This is a genomic window from Micromonospora sp. NPDC049051, assembly GCF_043197575.1.
In the GTDB taxonomy this organism is placed as follows: domain Bacteria; phylum Actinomycetota; class Actinomycetes; order Mycobacteriales; family Micromonosporaceae; genus Micromonospora.
Genome location: NZ_JBICTL010000006.1, coordinates 219,623 through 237,574, shown reverse-complemented (window position 1 = coordinate 237,574; position 17,952 = coordinate 219,623). Strand labels below are relative to the sequence as shown.

Annotated in this window: 14 protein-coding genes; 7 read left to right on the top strand and 7 right to left on the bottom strand. The window is 70.5% G+C overall.

Annotated elements, in window-relative coordinates; genetic code table 11:
* Positions 1-243: 243 nt before the first annotated feature.
* The 7 genes from aceB (at position 244) to ACGFIR_RS25050 (ending at position 9,004) form a co-directional block, all read left to right on the top strand.
* Positions 244-1,845, top strand: coding sequence for a malate synthase A (gene aceB / locus ACGFIR_RS25080; RefSeq protein WP_393006467.1), 1,602 nt, complete (start codon positions 244-246; stop codon positions 1,843-1,845).
* A 21-nt stretch (positions 1,846-1,866) separates the two neighbouring features.
* Complete coding sequence (locus ACGFIR_RS25075) at positions 1,867-3,354, top strand: aldehyde dehydrogenase family protein (RefSeq protein WP_393147486.1); 1,488 nt, start codon at positions 1,867-1,869, stop codon at positions 3,352-3,354.
* Positions 3,355-3,364: 10 nt separating this feature from the next.
* On the top strand, positions 3,365-4,372 hold the full coding sequence (locus ACGFIR_RS25070) for a TauD/TfdA family dioxygenase (RefSeq protein ID WP_393006463.1): 1,008 nt from the start codon (positions 3,365-3,367) through the stop codon (positions 4,370-4,372).
* 1,273 nt (positions 4,373-5,645) lie between these two features.
* Complete coding sequence (locus tag ACGFIR_RS25065; RefSeq protein ID WP_393006461.1) at positions 5,646-6,635, top strand: ABC transporter substrate-binding protein; 990 nt, start codon at positions 5,646-5,648, stop codon at positions 6,633-6,635.
* The gene (locus ACGFIR_RS25060) at positions 6,632-7,417 is read left to right on the top strand and encodes an ABC transporter permease (RefSeq protein WP_393006459.1); all 786 of its coding nucleotides are present in this window, start codon (positions 6,632-6,634) and stop codon (positions 7,415-7,417) included. The genes ACGFIR_RS25065 and ACGFIR_RS25060 overlap by 4 nt, the downstream gene beginning before the upstream one ends.
* Positions 7,418-7,421: 4 nt before the next feature.
* A complete protein-coding gene (locus tag ACGFIR_RS25055) occupies positions 7,422-8,210 on the top strand; it encodes an ABC transporter permease (protein WP_393006457.1) in 789 nt (262 codons plus the stop codon).
* 2 nt (positions 8,211-8,212) lie between these two features.
* Complete coding sequence (locus tag ACGFIR_RS25050) at positions 8,213-9,004, top strand: ABC transporter ATP-binding protein (protein WP_393006455.1); 792 nt, start codon at positions 8,213-8,215, stop codon at positions 9,002-9,004.
* Positions 9,005-9,297: 293 nt separating this feature from the next.
* On the opposite strand, the gene ACGFIR_RS25045 is transcribed toward ACGFIR_RS25050, so the two are convergent.
* The 7 genes from ACGFIR_RS25045 to ACGFIR_RS25015 form a co-directional block, all read right to left on the bottom strand.
* Positions 9,298-10,197, bottom strand: coding sequence for an ROK family protein (locus tag ACGFIR_RS25045; RefSeq protein ID WP_393006453.1), 900 nt, complete (start codon positions 10,195-10,197; stop codon positions 9,298-9,300).
* A gap of 95 nt (positions 10,198-10,292) precedes the next feature.
* Positions 10,293-11,753 (bottom strand): argininosuccinate lyase, encoded by a 1,461-nt coding sequence (locus ACGFIR_RS25040; protein ID WP_393006451.1) that lies wholly within the window; start codon positions 11,751-11,753, stop codon positions 10,293-10,295.
* A 47-nt stretch (positions 11,754-11,800) separates the two neighbouring features.
* Positions 11,801-12,622, bottom strand: coding sequence for a creatininase family protein (locus ACGFIR_RS25035; RefSeq protein ID WP_393006450.1), 822 nt, complete (start codon positions 12,620-12,622; stop codon positions 11,801-11,803).
* Positions 12,610-14,358, bottom strand: a complete 1,749-nt coding sequence (locus ACGFIR_RS25030) for an ABC transporter permease (RefSeq protein WP_393147484.1) — start codon at positions 14,356-14,358, stop codon at positions 12,610-12,612. The genes ACGFIR_RS25035 and ACGFIR_RS25030 overlap by 13 nt, the downstream gene beginning before the upstream one ends.
* Entirely contained in the window at positions 14,355-15,431 is a 1,077-nt protein-coding gene (locus ACGFIR_RS25025) for an ABC transporter ATP-binding protein (RefSeq protein ID WP_393006446.1), read from the bottom strand. Before ACGFIR_RS25025 ends, ACGFIR_RS25030 begins: the two co-directional genes overlap by 4 nt.
* Before the next feature lie 61 nt (positions 15,432-15,492).
* Complete coding sequence (locus ACGFIR_RS25020; RefSeq protein WP_393006444.1) at positions 15,493-16,545, bottom strand: extracellular solute-binding protein; 1,053 nt, start codon at positions 16,543-16,545, stop codon at positions 15,493-15,495.
* Between the two features lie 257 nt (positions 16,546-16,802).
* The gene (locus tag ACGFIR_RS25015; RefSeq protein WP_393006442.1) at positions 16,803-17,951 is read right to left on the bottom strand and encodes an ROK family transcriptional regulator; all 1,149 of its coding nucleotides are present in this window, start codon (positions 17,949-17,951) and stop codon (positions 16,803-16,805) included.
* Position 17,952: the final 1 nt, after the last annotated feature.

Sequence of the window (17,952 nt, the reverse complement as noted above, 5' to 3'; positions counted from 1 at the left end):
TGTACCGGTGTGCCGGTGTCGAGCCGCGCGGCGGTTTCCTTCGAGGTCGCCGCGGTCGGGCCCCGACCCGGGCTCCTCCAGGCAAGGAGGGTTGACAGCCCAGCGAGGATGAACGAGCATGTCGTAATACGAGATAGCGTCTCATCCATTGAGTGTTCGACGGCCCGACGGACGACCCGCGCGAGCATCGTCGCGGGGCCCGGGACGCCGGTGACCGGCGAACAAAACAGTGAGGTTCAGCCCGTGAGCGACCAGCAGAACGTTGACGTGACGATCACCGGCGAGTTCGCGCCGGGGTTCGATCAGATCCTGACCCAGGAGGCGGTGGCGTTCGTCGCCGAACTGCACCGCCGGTTCGGCGCCCGGCGCGACGAACTCTTGGCGTTGCGCGTCAAGCGGCAGGCCGAGATCGACGCCGGCGCCAACTTCGACTTCCTGTCCGAGACCGCGCACGTGCGCTCCGGCGACTGGCGGGTCGCGCCTCCGGCCCCGGGCCTGGTGGACCGGCGGGTCGAGATCACGGGCCCGACCGACCGGAAGATGACGATCAACGCGCTGAACTCCGGTGCCAAGGTCTGGCTCGCCGACTTCGAGGACGCCATCACCCCGACCTGGGAGAACGTCGTCTCGGGCCAGCTCAACCTCCGGGACGCCCTGGACCGCACCATCGACTTCACCACGCCCGACGGCAAGTCCTACGCCCTCGGTGAAGACCTCGCCACGATCGTCGTACGGCCCCGCGGGTGGCACCTGCGGGAGAAGCACGTCCTCGTCGACGGCCAGCCGGTCGCCGGCGCGCTGGTCGACTTCGGGCTCTACTTCTTCCACTGCGCGCAGCGGCAGATCGACGCCGGCAAGGGCCCCTACTTCTACCTGCCCAAGCTGGAGAGCCACCTGGAAGCCCGGCTGTGGAACGACATCTTCGTCTGGGCCCAGCAGGAGCGCGGCATCGCGCAGGGCACGATCCGGGCCACGGTGCTGATCGAGACCATCCCGGCGGCGTTCGAGATGGAAGAGATCCTCTACGAGCTGCGCGAGCACTCCTCCGGGCTCAACGCCGGCCGCTGGGACTACCTGTTCAGCATCATCAAGAAGTACCGCAACCGCGGGTCGGAGTTCGTCCTGCCCGACCGCAACTCGGTCACGATGGCGGCGCCGTTCATGCAGGCCTATTCGGAGCTGCTGGTGCGGACCTGCCACGCGCGGGGTGCCCACGCCATCGGCGGGATGGCGGCCTTCATCCCCAGCCGCCGGGACGAACAGGTCAACGCCACGGCGCTCGCGAAGGTCCGCGAGGACAAGACCCGCGAGGCGACGATCGGGTTCGACGGGTCATGGGTGGCCCACCCCGACCTCGTGCCGCTGTGCCGGGAGGTCTTCGACGGCTTCCTGCGGGACACACCGAACCAGCTCGACCGGACCCGCGACGACGTCAAGGTCGACGCCGCCGCGCTGCTGGACGTGCGGTCGGCCGGCGGGCAGGTCACCGAGGCCGGCCTGCGGAACAACGTGAGCGCCGCACTGCAGTACCTCGCGGCCTGGATCGGCGGGCTCGGCGCGGTCGCGATCTTCAACCTGATGGAGGACGCCGCCACTGCCGAGATCGCCCGTTCCCAGGTGTGGCAGTGGGTGCACAACGACACCGCGCTGGCCGACGGGCGTACGGTCACCCGGGCCCTGGTCGAGCAGGTGATCGACGAGGAGATCGCCAAGATCTCCGCCGCCCAGGGGCCGACGTTCGACGCCGCCGGCTATGCCTCCGCCCGCGCGCTCTTCGTCGAGGTGAGCCTGGCGGACGACTTCGCCGAGTTCCTCACCCTGCCCGCCTACGAGCGCATGCCGTGACGCCCCGGGACGGAAGAAAAGATGGCTGACAGCACGAACGGCCGCACCGATCCGCGCTGGTCGCTGTTCGGCACGGACCCGTTCCCCATCCTGCTCGGCGACGGACTCGTGGCCGGCTCCGGTGGCGTCGGTGAGCTCGTGGCACCGCACAACCGGCAGGTGGTGGGACGGTTCTCCGTGCCCGACGCCGGCCAGATCGAGCAGGCGGTCACGGCCGCCCGGGCGGCCGTGGACGGCGGCGCGTGGTCGCGGTTGACCGGCAGGGACCGCGGCGACCTGCTGCGGCGGCTGGCCGAACTGGTCGAGAAGCACGCCGACGAACTCGCCTTCCTCGAGGCCGTCGACGGTGGGAAGGCCATCAGCGGGGTGCGCTCCAACGACATCGCGGTGTCGTTGGAGGCGCTCGACTACTTCGCCAGCCGGGCCTCGTTCCGGGCCGGGGCCGCCGTCGACACCGGAGACCCGGTGGTGCACCACCGGTCACGGTGGGAGCCGGTCGGCGTGGTGCTCGAGATCCTGCCGTGGAACGGGCCGCTGTGGACCGGGGTGCAGCGGATGGCCGCCATCCTGGCGGGTGGCAACGCCGCCATCCTCAAGCCGGCGGAACTCTCGTCGGCCTCGTTCCTGCGCCTCGCGCAACTGATCACGCAGGTCGGGTTCCCGCCCGGCGCGGTGCAGGTGCTGCCGGGCCCGGGACGGGTCGTGGGTGAGGCCCTCGTGACGCACCCCGGCGTCGACCTGGTGTCGCTGACGGGCGGGGTGCAGACCGGCGCCCACATCCTCGGCCTGACGGCGGCGTCGATCAAACGCACGGTGCTGGAGCTCGGCGGCAAGAACCCGAACCTGGTCTTCGCCGACGCGGACCTGCCTTCCGCGGCCATGTGGAGTGCGATCGGCGGCTTCTCGAACAGCGGTCAGATCTGCGCGTCCGGCTCCCGGATCCTGGTGCAGCGGCTGGTGTACGACGAGTTCCTCGCCGCGTTCGTCGCCCACGCCGAGTCCTTCGTGGTTGGGGACCCGCTCGACCCGGACACCCAGTTGGGGCCGGTCAACGGCGCGAGCCAGTGGGACAAGATCTGGGAGTACGTCGAGATCGGCCGGGAGCAGGCCACGGTCCTCACCGGGGGCGTGCGGTACGACGACCCGGTACGCCGCGACGGCTGGTACATCCCCCCGACGGTGCTCGCGGACGTGGCCCCGAATTGTCCGGCGGCGGTGGACGAGATCTTCGGCCCGGTCGTGACCGTGACTCCGTTCGACGACACCGCGGAGGCCATCCGGCTGGCCAACGACTCGCGGTACGGGCTGACCGCCGGAGTGTTCACCAGCAGCCTTACCACAGCCGGCACGGTCACGGACTCCCTCGCGGCCGGGCAGGTCTTCGTGAACCAGTGGTTCGGCACCGGCGGCGTGGCGATCGGCTCCCAGGGATACAAGCAGAGCGGGCTCGGCGGCGTCGGGATGGAGAAGTACCTCCAGCAGAAGAACGTCTTCACACGTCTTACCTAGTTTTCCATCGATGAAAGGATCTGACGTGGTCAAGGTGGTGGGCGGCCCAGCGGCATGGCGTGGGCCCGAGATCGTCAACAGCCCGGACTGGAAGATCGAACTGACCGACGGGCACGTCGCCGAGCTCATGACGGCGCTGGCGGCGGTGGACCGGCCCGGGATCGGGTTGCGGGAGATCACGAAGGAGAACTTCGTGCTGCCCACGCTCGCTCCCGTACTGGAGGGCGCCGTCGACGAACTGGTCGACGGCCGTGGGTTCGTCCTGGTGCGTGGTGTGCCGGTCGAGCGACTGACCGAACGGCAGGCCGAGCTGATGTACTGGGGCATCGGGCTCTACGTCGGCATCCCGATCCACCAGAAGTCTGAGGACGACCTGCTGATCCACATCCGGGATCAGGGGGTGGACCGCAACGATCCGCTCGTGCGCGGGTTCCAGACCAACGCCCGGCTGGACTACCACGCCGACTCCTCGGACATCGTGGGGCTGCTCTGCATCCGCCCGGCCATGTCCGGCGGTGTCAGCACGATCGTCAGCTCCGTCGCCGTCCACGACGAGATCGTGCGGCGCCGCCCGGACCTGGCCGAGGTCCTGGCCGAGGACTGGTGGCACGACCGTCGCTCCGGCAACGGCCCGGAGAGCTTCTTCCAGTGCCCGATCTTCGGCCGCAACGAGCAGGGCAAGCTGTTCGCGCACTACGGCCGGGCGTACATCGAGTCGGCGCCCCGGGGCGAAGGGGTTCCCGAGCTCACGCCGGCCCAGATCGAGGCGATGGACCTGCTCGACGAACTCAACAACTCAGAGGAGTTCGTCCTGAACATGAACTTCGCTCCCGGCGACATCCAGTTCCTGAACAACTACACGATCATGCACGCCCGTACGGACTACCAGGACTACCCGGAGCCGGAGCGCAAGCGGGACCTGATCCGACTCTGGCTGGTCATCGACCGTGACCTCGGTCTGCCCCCGGCCTTCGACGCCGGTGGCATCGTCCCCCGCGCGGTCGCCCTGGCTCGGTGACCGCTGTCCACCGCGGCGGACCGCGTGCCGTCCGCCGCGGTGAGCGGGGGTGGCCGTGGCCCGATGGCCACGGCCACCCCCGTAGGACAGTCGCCCCACCCGAAGGTGGGCAAGCACCGCCGGCCGCCCCGCCGCCGACCGGAACCCAGCCGCCCGGAACCCAGCCGCCCGGACCCCGGCCGACCAGGCCCGGACGACCCCCCGAACACCCGACCGCCGCAGGCACCGCACCACGATTCGCACCTCGTGACCAGCAGCGGCAACCACACGGACAAGAGGGAACGAGACCTCGAACAGTCCGACCCCGCGACGCAGAGGCCAAGAGCCAAGCCGGATTCCCGCCGGAGTGATCCGGCCCGCAATTGAGTGCGGGCTGCCCTTCTGTTCGCTCTGGGCAGCACACGCGATCCCGGCGGCAGCAGCCGGGCGACGATCACGGGCGACAGATTCAGCACCACAACCGGCCGAACGGGCCGTCGTGCTGCGTGTGGACGGGAAGTCAATTCACGCGTCGGACCGCTCGCAGCCGGTGCCGCCGATGATGCCGGGCATGTCCTGGCGGCACGCCCACGACCAGTCCGTAACGGCGTCACGGGCCTGTTCGCCGCGATCCATCTCGCCGACGGCGCCGTAATCAGCGAACTGCGCCGGCTCCGGCCCTTCGCGTGACCTGAGGCGGCCCGGCTGATCCGCCAGCCCAGCGGCCGCGCGCCCTCCGCAGCAGCAGCATCCGAGCCTCCGCGCGCGGTCAGGGCCGCCGCCTGCCCCGGGCAGGGGAACCATGCCGCGACCTGGGACGCCGCACCAGATGGATCACTTGACAAGATGCCATCTCGCATAGAGGATTCGGATCAAACATTTCACGCTGATTAACTGTCGGCACGGCCGCCGTCCCCCTGGTGTCCGTGACCGAGACGCGGGCCATTTGACTGCCGGTCACGACGGTCCTGGCGGAATTGGCCCGCGTCACCCAGTAAGCCCGATCGTTCCAATCCGATCGGACGCCGTCGCACTTCTCTCAACCCCCATATCAGGCGACCCGCCACCGAATGCGGACACCCGCCGGCCCGGTAGACCACGCTGACGTCCGCATCGCCGGCGATTCCGCGCGGACCGGCTCGGCCACCCGCTCGGGATGCCTGTCAACTCAGTGGAGGACATTCCCATGGTTTCCACCGTGGACTCCAGCGTGCGTAGCGCACCGAAACAGGCTGCAGAAGGACTTCGTCGAGGACGGGACCATTCCCCGCCCCGCCGCCCGGGAGGTCAACTGATGAGACGAGGACGCCTCGGCCTCGCGCTGGCCACCGCCAGCATGCTCGTACTCTCTGGCTGCTTCTCCGACGGCGGTTCGGCCACGGCCACCGACAAGTCCCTGGGGCAGCCGCTGAAGGTCACCCAGATCGGCTTCCCCAACGAGATCACCCTGGTCTGGGCGCTGAAGAAGGGGATCTTCGAGAAGCACGGCATCGCCGTGGAGCCGGTCACCCTCGCCTCCGCCGCGTCGGCTGTCGCCGCGGCGGACTCCGGCCAGGTCGACCTGGCCTTCTCCGGCGGCTGGGGTGCCATCGTGGCCGCCTCGCAGGGGGTGAAGGTCAAGATCGTGATTGGGGCGTACTTCAACCCGGCGACGCCGGACCCGGAGCGCAGCCGCGGGGTCTTCGCCTCCACCAAGAGCGGGGCGAAGGACTACTGCGCCCTGGTCGGCAAGACCATCGGGGTCACCGAACTGAACGGCCCAGGCCAGGTCTACACGAGCGCCGCCGTACGCAAGGCCGGTTGCGACGACACGAAGATCAAGTATGTGAACATCCCGAGTGCGCAGATGGCCACCTCGTTGGAGGGCGGCGCGGTCGACGCGATCAACGCCAGCGGGGCGATCGGCCAGGCCCTCGTGCGCAAGGGCCAAGCGGTCTGGCTCGGCGAGCCGTACGCGGACGTGCAGGGGCGGATCAACTATGCCAACTACGTCGCATCCGAGAAGTTCGTCGCCGGGAACGCGGACCGGATCGAGAAGTTCCGAGCCGCCATGGACGAGTCACTGAGCCAGATCCTGGACCCGGCGAACGAGGCGGAGTGGCAGGCGATGGCCGCCGAATTCGGTAAGACGACGGTCGAGGCGATCCGGGCCAGCCAGTTCGAGGAACTGTCCAGCGAGGTGGACGCGGCGGCGCTGCAGAAGATGGCCGACATCGCCCACGAGTTCGGTGCGATCAGCCAGAAGGTGGATACGTCCGGCCTCATCTACGAGCGAGCTGGATGAGCGCCATCCGCAGCGGGCTTCGGCGCGGCCAGCCGGTGATCTGGGGAGCAGCGGGCCTGGGCCTCCTGATCGCCGGCTGGGCCGCCGTGGTGGCGGCCGAGGTGGTGCCCGCGTCCGGGCTGCCGAGCCCGGCCGCGGTCGCCCAGGCGCTCTGGGGCCTGCTGAACGACGCCGACTTCGTCCGCGAGTACCTGGACACGCTCGCCACCTGGGCGGTCAGCCTCGGCATCGCGGCCGTCATCAGCATCCCGGTGGGCCTGCTGATCGGGTACTTCGAGCCGCTGGCCCGAGCGAGCTCACTCGTGATCGACATCGGCCGGGCGATGCCGGTCGTGACGCTGATCCCGGCGGCGATCGTCCTCATCGGCCTGGGGCCCCAGATGAAGATCTCGGTGGTGACCTTCTCGGTCTTCTGGATCATCCTGGTCAACACCATCTACGGCGTACGCAGCGTCGAACCGCTCGCGCTGAAGGTGGCCCGGGCACTGAAGTTCGGCCGGGTGGAGACGATGCGTCGGGTGCTGCTGCCGACCACGCTGCCGTACGTCGTGACCGGCATCCGCATCGCCACCGGCATCGCGTTCGTGGTGACCCTGAGCGCGGAACTGCTCGGCGCCACCACCGGCGTCGGCACGGTGCTCGTCAGCTATCAGGAGGCGCAACGGGTGGACTCGGTCTACGCCGGTGTGCTCGCAGTCAGCATCACCGGCATGGTGCTCAACATCGCGGCCCAACTGACCGAGCGGCGCCTGATCCGCTGGCGCCCGTCCAGGCAGGAGTGAGACAGTGCGCAGGATCGTCGTCAGGGTCGTCTCCTACGTGTGGCTCGTGATCGCGCTGGTGCTCGTGGCCGAGTTGCTGCTGCGCTGGCGGGACTCCTCGTTCACCCCACCGCCGAGCCGGGTGGCGACCGCCTTCGTCGAGCTGTGGTTGAGCGGCCCGGCAGACCGGCTCTTCGTCTCCGACGCGTTCGTCGCGGATGTCGGTGCGAGCATGTTCCGGCTGGTCCTCGGCTACGCCCTCGCGTTGTCGGTGGGCATCCTCGTCGGGATGGCGCTGGGCCGTAGTCAACGCCTGGAGTGGCTGTGCGCGCCGGTGGTCCGGCTCGGCGTCGCGACACCGGCGGTGGTGCTCATCCCGATCGCGATCGTGCTGCTCGGGATCAACGACCGGATGCCCATCTTCGTGATCGCGTTCGGCTCGATCTGGCCGGTCATCTTCAACACGATGGACGGGGTGGCCAACGTCGACCGGTTGGCCCTGAACAGCGCGCGGGCGATCGGGCTGCGCCGGGTCGACCGCTACCGGTTCGTCGTGTTTCCCGCGGCGCTGCCGCGCATCCTGGCGGGGGCGCGGGTCAGTCTGGGTGTCGCGGTGGTGCTGATGGTCAGTTCCGAGTTGTACGCCTCCACGTCCGGGGTCGGCTACCAGATTCTGCTTCAGCAGTACAAGTTCGACACCCCCAAGATGTTCGCCGGCGTGGTGATGGCGTGCACGATCGGCATCCTGTTCAACGCACTCTTCGGCCTGTATGAGCGGTGGGCGCTCCGCGGGCGGCCAACGGTAGGGAGATAGGCATGAGCAACGCGGATACCACTGCGGCCGCGCTGGTCGTGGAGGGGCTGTCCAAGACGTACACCACCAACGGGGTCGACCATCTGGCCATCGAGCAGGTGGACCTGCAGGTGTACGCCGGTGAATTCGTCTCCATCGTGGGGCCGTCCGGTAGCGGGAAGACGACGCTGCTCAACTGCATCTCCGGGCTGCTGCGGCCCACCGCCGGCCAGGTCCGGACGTTCGGCGAGCCCATCGGCGACGGCCCGTCCGAGGACATGGCGATCGTGTTCCAGGACTACAGCCGGTCGCTGTTCCCGTGGCTCACCGTCGAGCGGAACATCGGCCTGCCGCTGCGCCGTACCGGGGCGAGCCGCAGCAGCGTGAGCAGCGCGGTGGACAGTCTGTTGGAGGCCGTCGGGCTGCCGCGTTCCGTGATCGGGAAGTATCCGTGGCAGCTGTCGGGCGGCATGCAGCAGCGTGTTGCCATCGCCCGGGCGCTGATCAACAAGCCCAAGATCCTGCTGATGGACGAGCCGTTCGCCTCGGTCGACGCGCAGACGCGGATCAGCCTGGAAGACCTCACGCTGCGGGTATGGCGGGAATGGCAGAAGTCCATCCTCTTCATCACGCATGACATCGATGAGGCGGTCTATCTCTCGGACCGGGTGGTGGTCCTCAGCAAGGGCCCGTCGACCGTGAAGGCGACCGTGGACGTGCCGCTCCCCCGGGACCGCGACCAGATCCTCACCAAGCAGGAACCGCTCTTCGGCAAGCTGCGCAGTGAGGTGATGGATCTCGTCATGGGCCACTGACCGTGACGTGTGACGGACCGCGCCCAACAGCGCGGTAGACCAGCTCTGCCCACCGCCGGGCGTGGGGCGCGGGGAACTCACCCGGCGACCCGCGTCCGGCGGACGTGTTCGCGTGTGTCAGTTGCCGGGTTGACTGCGTCCCGCCGTTCGCCCGGGCCACGGGCTCCTGCTTGTGGTTCGGTATGACCGGCTGCCAGGGGCGGCGGGAAGTTGTGCGGGGTCGACGCCGGGCAGCCGGGCGGGGTGCCCCCGCACGCCCGCCCGGCGCCGGTTCGCCGCGCCCCGCGTGCCGCTCAGACCACCGCGGGCTGGGCCTCGGTCGCCATGGCGAGCGAGCCGAGCAGCGCGGCGTCCTGCGGGAAGTCGGACAGGACGATGTCCGGTCGGTACGGCAGCGTGTGGGTGAGCCGCTCGATCAGCATCTCCCGCACCAGGTCGTTGCCCGCGACGCTGCCGACCAGCACGATCCGCTGCGGGTCGAGCAGGAGGCAGCACGTGACGAGCTGACGGGCCAGTTCGTCGACGCGCTGGCGAAGCTGCTCGCGTACCCGGCCGGGCTGCTCCGCGACGGTGCAGAGGCCGGCGGCGCGGCCGGTCACTCCCAGCCGCTGCGCCAGCTCGTCCAGGGCCCGGCCGGAGAACGTCGCCTCCAGCATCGGCTCCAGGCGGGGCGGCCAGCTGTGGTCGGTCAGGCCGTAGGCGATCTCCCCGGCCGCGCCGTGGCGGCCGGGCAGCACCTCGCCGTTGATCGTGACCGCGGCGGCCACCCCGGTCCCGAGCCCGACCACCAGTCCCGGGTCGACGTCGCGCAGCGCCCCGAGCCGCAGCTCGGCGTAGGCGGCGGCCTTCAGGTCGTTGGCCACCCGCACGTGTGCCAGGTTCAGGTGGGCGCGGACCGCCTCGGCCAGCCGCAGTTGCTCCCAGCCGGGGACGTTGGGCGCCAGTTCGATGCCGTGGTCGTGGACCACGCCGGGAGAGGCGATGCCGGCCGCGACGATCGTGCCGCCGGTCTGGTCGGCGAGTTCGCGCGCCCGGTCGAGGGCCCGGGTGAGGGCCTGTTGCGCACCCTGCTCGGCGTTCGTGGGCAGGCGCTCGGAGACGAGCAGCCGGCCGTCGGTGTCGCCCACGCCGATCGCCATCTTGGTGCCGCCGAAGTCGATGCCGAGCAGCCGTGGATTTGCCGGTCGTTCCATGGTGATGTCAAATCGCCCTTCGGGCCGTCGGTCCAGTTCTCGTGGTCGCCGCGACACGACGTCCGCGACCACGGCCTGCTGCGTCTGTCGCCCCGTCACGGGCCTACCCTCGCCGCGACCGCCTCGGCGAGAGCCGCGTCGGCACGGGTCAGCCGGTCGCGCAACGCCTGCGCCCGCGCCTGCACCGCATCCAGCATTGTAGACAGTCGTCCGACCTGATCGCGGACGGCGGCTTCGCCGGGGCCGTCGGCCTGGGCCCGGCGCAGCACGAGTTCGGGGCGGACCGCGGCGGCCAGCAGATCCCGTACCGCGGCGTCGTCGAGCTGGTCGCCCAGGCCGAGGTCAGCCGCGGTCGACCGGACCAGTTCCGCGGTCCAGGTCGCGGGCGCGCCGCCGCGTACCAGCCGGCCGAGCAGCGAGTGGGCGCCCCGGAACGGCACGCCGTGGCGGGCCAGCGCGTCGGCGGCGGCCGTGGTGGTGGCACCCGAGGCGACGATCTCCTCGGCGGTCGGCGGGCGCAGCGGGTCCAGCTCCGTGATCAGCCCGCCGAGCAGGGAGAAGAACCGGTACGCCCGGTCGTCGCCGTCCCAGAGCCGGGCCTGCACGTCGGTGGTGGCGTTGTTGGAGTCCTCCCACCAGGCGGCGCCGACGTTGTTGAGCACGCTCGCGGCGTCGGCCGCCGCGGCGCCCGCCATCGAGACGAGGTGCTCCAGCACCACCGGGTTGCGCTTCTGCGGCATGATGCTGCTGCCCTGGGTGAACTCGGCGGGCGTGACCACCCAGCCCCAGCTGAGCCAGTCCATCAGGGTGCGGGCCAGCCGCGCGCCGGTGGCGAGCGCCTGCGCGTTGAGGGTGGCGACCCGGACCAGGTGGTCGGCGCCGGCCACCGCCTCGTACGAGTTGACGATGAGCTGGTCGAAGCCGAGCAGGTCGGCGAGACGGCGGGGAGAGATGTCCAGGTCGGTGCCGGCGAAGGCGCAGGAGCCCAGCGGCGAGCGGTTCATCTCGTCCAGCAGGTCGGCGTAGGCGGCCGCCTCGCCGGCAAGCGCCTCGGCGTAGCCGGCGAAGACGTGCCCGATGCTCGTCGGCTGGGCGGGGCGGCGGTGCGTGTAGCCGGTGATCACGACGTCGGCGTGCCGGTCCGCGCGGTCCAGCACGGTGCGGCCGGTGGCCAGCAGCGCGTCCAGCACCTGGAGCAGCTGGTCGCGCAGCACCATCCGGAAGACGCCGGCGTCGAGGTCGTTGCGGCTGCGCGCCAGTTGCACGCTGAGCTGCGACACCTCGATCCCGCTGGCGGCGGCGAGACGCTTCTCCAGCGTGTAGTAGACGTCCTCGACGCTGCCGTCGTACTCCAGCTCGGCGGGCTGTTCCCCGGCGAGGACGACCAGGCCGCGCAGCATCGTCGCGGCGGACTCGGCGGAGATCAGTCCCTGCTCGGCGAGCATGACGACGTGGGCCTGGCTGGCCGTGACCATCGCCGGGTAGAGGTGGGCGACGTGGTGCTCGAACACGACGCGGAGGTGGTGCTGCTGGTAGACGGTCAGTGACGGGGTCATGGTGGCCTCCCGAGGCGGTGCGTTGTCCTGCGGCGTGCCGCGCGTGGTCATCCGGTCGTCTGTTCCGGCCGGTCGGCTCCGGGCGGTCCGGGCAGCGGGGCGGCGAGCCACGCGTCGACCACCTCGCGCAGGCGTGCGCCCGCGGTCCGGCGGATCCGGCCGCCCGCCTCCTCGCCGGCCAGCGAGACGTGGCCCGACCAACCCTGCCAGGGGTCGGGCCGTGACTCCACGAGCACGTACGGGTACGGGGTGGGCAGTTTCGGCTTCGGGGGCAGGTCCGGCGCCGCCGCCAGGCGTACCGCGCCGGGGTCGAAGGCGAGCACGGCGGAGCTCTCGTACGCGCCGCCGTGCCCCCGGGCCGGCAGGTCCCCGAACATCTCGGCCGTCTCGTCCGGGCCGAGGAGCTGGAACCAGTTCACCAGCATCATGCTGGCCCGGTGCCGGCCGGACACCCACTCCATCGCGGCGCGGACGGTGGACATGTTGGCGTCGTGGCCGTTGACCACGAGCAGCCGGGTGAAGCCCGCCTCGACGATGCCGCCGAGCACGTCGCCGAGGTAGCCGACGGCGATCTCCGGCCGCAGCGCCACCGTGCCCGGCCAGGGCCGGGTCTGGCCCGGGCAGGCGGCGTACGGCGCGGCGGGGAAGAGCACGGCCCGGGCGGAGCCGGTGGCCAGTTCCCCGGCGAATCCCTCGGCCAGGATCAGGTCGGCGCCGATCGGCAGGTGCGGACCGTGCCACTCGACCGCGCCGACCGGCAGCACCGCGAGGTCGGCCGCCTCGGTCACGGCGGCGAACGCGTGGCCGGGTACCCGGGTGACCGGGAGCAGTCCTCCCCCGGTCCGCCACCGCTCGATCAGTTCGTCCACTGCTCGGCCCTCCGGGTCGCGGTCCGGCTGCTCTCCAGCCGGCCGGAGAACCACATCACCACGAAGATGAGCAGCACCTGGAGCATGCCGTAGGCCGCCGCGGTGCCCAGCTCGAAGGAGTACATGCGGTTGTTGATGGCGACCGAGATCGGCACCGTCGAGGAGGTGTAGATGAGCACCGAGGCGACGAACTCGCCGACGCCGTGCACGAACGCCAGCAGCGCGCCGGCGAGCACGCCGGGCAGCATCAGCCGTACGGTGATGGTGTAGAAGGCACGCAGCCAGGAGGCGCCGAGGTTGCGGGCGGCGTCCTCCAGCGACGGGTCGATCAGCGCCAGGGTCGCGGAGCTGGACCGGAACACGATCGGCAGGAAGCGCACGAAGTAGGCGAGCGGCAGGATCCAGAACGTGCCGACCAGCACCTGTCCGAAGCTGAACGCGTTGCCGGTGCTGAACGCCGAGATCAGGTTGATCGCCACGACCGTTCCGGGCAGCGCCCAGGCGATCATGACGGCCACGTCGAGCAGACCGCGCCCGACGAACTTCAGCCGCCGCACCGCGTACGCGATCAGGACGCCGATCACCACGCAGCCCACGACCGCGAGGAGGCTCATCTGCACCGAGTTGAGGATCGGCTGGAACGCCTTGGGGTCGGTGAAGATGGTGACGAAGTTCTCGAACGTGTACGTCGGCGGCAGCACCTCGGTGGTCCAGGACCGGTCCTCGGAGAAGGCGACGAGCGCGATCGCGCCGACCGGGGCGAGCAGGACCAGCGTGGCCAGCACCGAGGCGAGCGGGGCGAGCCAGCGGCCGACCGGGTTGGTGATCTCCCGCCGGACCGCGGAGATCCCCTTGGACTGCGACTGGTAGTTGCGCCGTCCCTCGTACCAGCGCATCGCCAGCAGGAAGATGATCGAGACGATGCCGAGCACGGAGGCGTACGCCGAGGCCATCGGCAGGTCGCCGTTGGTGCGGTTGATGTAGATCTGCATCGTCATGGTCTGGCTGACGTTGAACAGCAGTGGCGCGGTGTAGGACGCCAGCGACGTCATGAAGACCAGCAGCGACGCCGAGATCAGCGCGGGGGTGAGCATCGGCAGCAGGATCGTCCGCCAGACGCGTACCCGGCCGGCGCCGAGGTTGTACGCCGCCTCCTCGACCGAGGGGTCCATCCCGGCCAGCGCCGCGGAGGCGGCCAGGAAGAAGAACGGGTACATGGTGAACGTGTGCACCACGAGCACACCGGCGATGCCGTCGAAGGCCAGCACCGGCTTGTCGGTGCCGAGCAGCGCCTGGAGGCCGCGCGGCACGATGCCGATGTTGCTGTAGAGCAGTTGGAAGGAGACGGCCCCGATCAGCGGCGGCAGGGCCGCCGGCACCAGGATGAACGCCTCGATGAGCCGCCGGCCGCGGAAGTGGAACCGCTTGAGCAGGAACGCCATCGCCACGCCGACGACCCCGCAGAGCAGCACGCTGGCGGCCGAGATGAACAGCGAGGTGAACAGCGACTCGCGGGCCACCCCGGAGGAGGAGAGGAACTGGAGGTAGTTGTCGGTGCCGTTGGCGCTGACGCTCTCGCGGAAGGTGGCGAACATCGGTTGGACGACGAAGCCCCAGAGCACCAGGATCAGTGGCAACACCAGCAGGTAGGGGAACCATCGTGAGTTGGCCCCGCCGGCCAGGCGCCGGCCGAGGGCCGCCGCCCAGCCGGGGGCGGGTCGGGTCGCAGCGGTCACGGCTTGACCACCCAGAGGCGCTCCGGTACGAGCCGCAGGCCCACGACGTCGCCGAGCCGGATGCCGGCCGGCGCGTCGACCAGGGCGGCCATCACGTCGTCACCGTCGACGTCGACGCTGATGTGGGTGGCCATGCCGGTGAACTCGACGTGGCTGATCCGGCCGCGCATGGCCGCCGTGTCGTCGTCGGCGCCGCTGAGCGCGATGTGCTCGGGGCGCGCGGAGACCAGCGCGGTGTCGCCCTCGGCGAGCCCGTGTCCGGTGGGGGCGCCGACGTCGATCGTGGCGCCGCCGGGCAGGCGTACGCCGACGCGCTTCTCCCCCGCGCTGACCACCGGCAGGCTCAGCACGTTGCTGCGCCCGATGAACCGGGCCACGAACGCGTTCGCGGGCTGGTAGTAGATCTCGTGGGGAGAGCCGACCTGCTGGACCCGGCCGGACTGCATGACGGCGATCCGGTCGGACATCGCCATCGCCTCGGCCTGGTCGTGCGTGACGTAGATCGAGGTGGTGCCGCTCTCCCGCTGGATGCGCCGGATCTCGGCGCGGGTCTCCTCGCGCAGCTTCGCGTCGAGGTTGGACAGCGGCTCGTCGAGCAGCATGGTGCGGGGGCGGATGACCAGGGCCCGGGCCAGCGCGACCCGCTGCTGCTGGCCGCCGGAGAGCGCGTCGATGCGCCGGTCGCCGTACCCGGCGAGGTGCACCTGGGCGAGTGCCTCCTCGACCCGCCGGGCCTGCTCGGCGCGGGAGACCCGGCGGACCTTGAGCCCGTACGCGACGTTCTGCGCCACCGTCATGTGCGGGAACAGCGCGTAGTTCTGGAACACCATGCCGGTGTCCCGCTTGTTCGGCGTCCAGCGGGTGACGTCGTCATCGCCGAAGTGGATGTGCCCGGAGGTCGGGAAGTAGAAGCCGGCCACCATCCGCAGCGTCGTCGTCTTGCCACAACCGCTCGGCCCGAGCAGCGTGAAGAACTCGCCGGCTCCGATGGTGATGGTGACGTCATCGACCGCCGCGGAGTCGCTCGACTTGGCGAAGCGCTTACTGACCGCCGTCAGTCGGACATCGATCATTTCGTGGGTCCTTCCAGGACGAAGCCGGGCCGTGCCGTGGCACGGCCCGGTTCCGAGCGTCTTAGCCCTTGCCCTTGATCTGGGCGTTCCAGTGGGTGATCCAGGCGGTCTCGTTCTTGCCGATCACGTCCCAGTCGACGTCCATCGGCTTGAGGTCGAGCTTGGTCAGCCACTCGGGCTTCTCGGCGATCTCGACCGCGGGGATCTGGAAGTAGTCCTTGGCCAGGCTGGCCCGCAGGGAGTCGTCGAAGAGGAACTCGAGGAACTTCTTCGCGCCCTCGCTGTTGCCGCCCTTGACGGCGGCCACACCGTCGACGAGCACCGGGGCGCCCGAGGCCGGCATGACGTAGCTGAACGGCATCTTCTCGTTGGCCTGCAGCAGGATGTCCTGGAGGTTCCAGGCGCTGACCACGCCCTGCTCACGCGACATCTTCAGGTAGAGGTCGCTGGGGTTGGCCGCGTACTCGACGGTGTTGGCGTCGAGCTTGCGCAGCCAGTCGTAGCCGGGCTGCGGGTTGGATCCGTCGGCCGAGAAGCGCTGGATCATCGAGGCGTAGATCGAGCGCATGGTGCCGGAGGCGGCCACGTCCCGGATGATGATCTTGTCTTTCCACTTCGGGTCGATCAGGTCGTCCCAGTCCTTCGGCGCCGTCTCCGGGGTCAGCGCCTTGTTGTTGTACATGATGACCTCGGGCAGCAGGATCTCGCCGAACCAGCGGCCCTCGGCGTCCTTGTACCGCGCGTCGATCTTCGAGGCGAACGACGGCTGCCAGGCCTCCAGCAGGCCCTCCGAGGCACCGGCGGCGAGACCCTGCTGGGTGCCGCCCCACCAGACCGACGCCTGCGGGTTGGCCTTCTCGGCGCGGACCCGCTCCAGCACCTCCTGGGCGCCCATGTTGAGCACCTCGACCTTGCCCTTGTACTCGGGGTTCTTGGCCGTGAACTGCTCGACGACGTAGTCGGTGACCGACTTGTCACGGGCGCTGTAGATGACGACCTTCTCCACGGGCGCGGAGCCGGAGGAGCCGGCGTCCTTGTCGTCGTCGCTGCCGCCGCAGGCGGTGACGGCCAGCAGCGTGCTGAACGCGACGGCCAGGACCAAACGACGTTTCATCAGGTACCTCCACTCGAAGGGGGAACTATCGAAAGCGGGAAGAGACGGTGTGCGGTCCCCGACCCGGGGCGCCGATGGTTCGCCGGCTCCCGGACGGGTCGGAGATCCGCAGGTCGCGCACGGACCGGGGCGCGTCGCACCGCGCCGCGGCCGCTCGTCCGGGGTACGGACGCGGCCGCCGCGACGGCGGCGGTGGTGATGGGCTGTGGTGGGGTGTCGGTGTCGGGGGTTGTCGGGGGCCGGGGGTCAGGTGAGGGTCAGGGAAGCGAGGGTCGGGGCACTGCGGCCGACAGCGCGTAGCTGATCGCTCCGTGCAGCACGGCCTGGTCGCCGAGGGTGGCCCGGCGCACCTCGGTGGGGGCCGGGGTCCGGGCGGAGACGAGAGCCTGGAGTTGCTCGATCGCCGGGTCGTCGAGTTCCGCGGCGGCGCCGCTGAGCAGCACCAGCCCCGGATCGACCACGCAGGCGCAGGAGAGGATGAGCCGGGCCCAGGCGCTGAGGACCTCGTCGAGGTATTCGCGGGCCGGGGCCGACGTCGCGGCGAGCTGGATCAGCTCCCGTACCGGCGACTCGGGTCGGCGCCCCGGGTTGAGCGCGACCGCCCGCTCCGCGATGGCGTTGACCGACCACCGGGCCTCGAACTCGCCGACGCCGCTGTAGCGGCGCTCGGGTGCGGCGCCCAGGGGAAGGAAGCCCACCTCGCCCGCCGCTCCGCTGGCGCCCCGGCGGACCTTGCCGTCGAGCACGAGCCCGGCGCCGATGCCGTCGGCGACGTGGATCAGCAACAGGTTGGCCACGTCCGCGCCGGCGCCGGCGACGCACTCGCCGGCGGCCATGAGGTTGACGTCGTTGTCGACGACCACGGGTACGCCGAGCCGCCGCTGGACCGACTCGCCGATCGGCCTCGCCTCGACCAGCCCCACGGACGGCGCGAGGCGTACCGCGCCGTTGCTGGAGACCCCCGGCACCGCGATCGCGACGCCGCGAAGCGACGGCAGGTTGTCGCCGACCAGGTCGAGGACGAACTCGCAGACGGTCTCCACCACGTCGTCGCCGAGCCGCGCGACGCGGTGCGCGATGACCGCGCCCTCGCTGTCGGCGATCTCGCAGCTGATCCGGGGCGGCTCGAGCGACACCGCCGCGACCAGCTCGGCGCGGGGGTTGAACTCGAGCATCTCCCGGGGACGGCCGGTGGTGGGCGCGCCCGGGCCGCGCTCGATGAGGTAGCCCTCGGCGACGAGTTCCCGCACGAGCGCGGTCACGGTGGCCGCCGAAAGGCCGGTCATCTCGGCCAGGTCGACCCGGGACAACCGCCGGGCCTGCCGGGCGGCCATGATCACCGAGAGACGCTTGATCTCACGGGACCGCTCACGGCTGACCGGGCTGGTCGGGGCTTTGTCAGACACA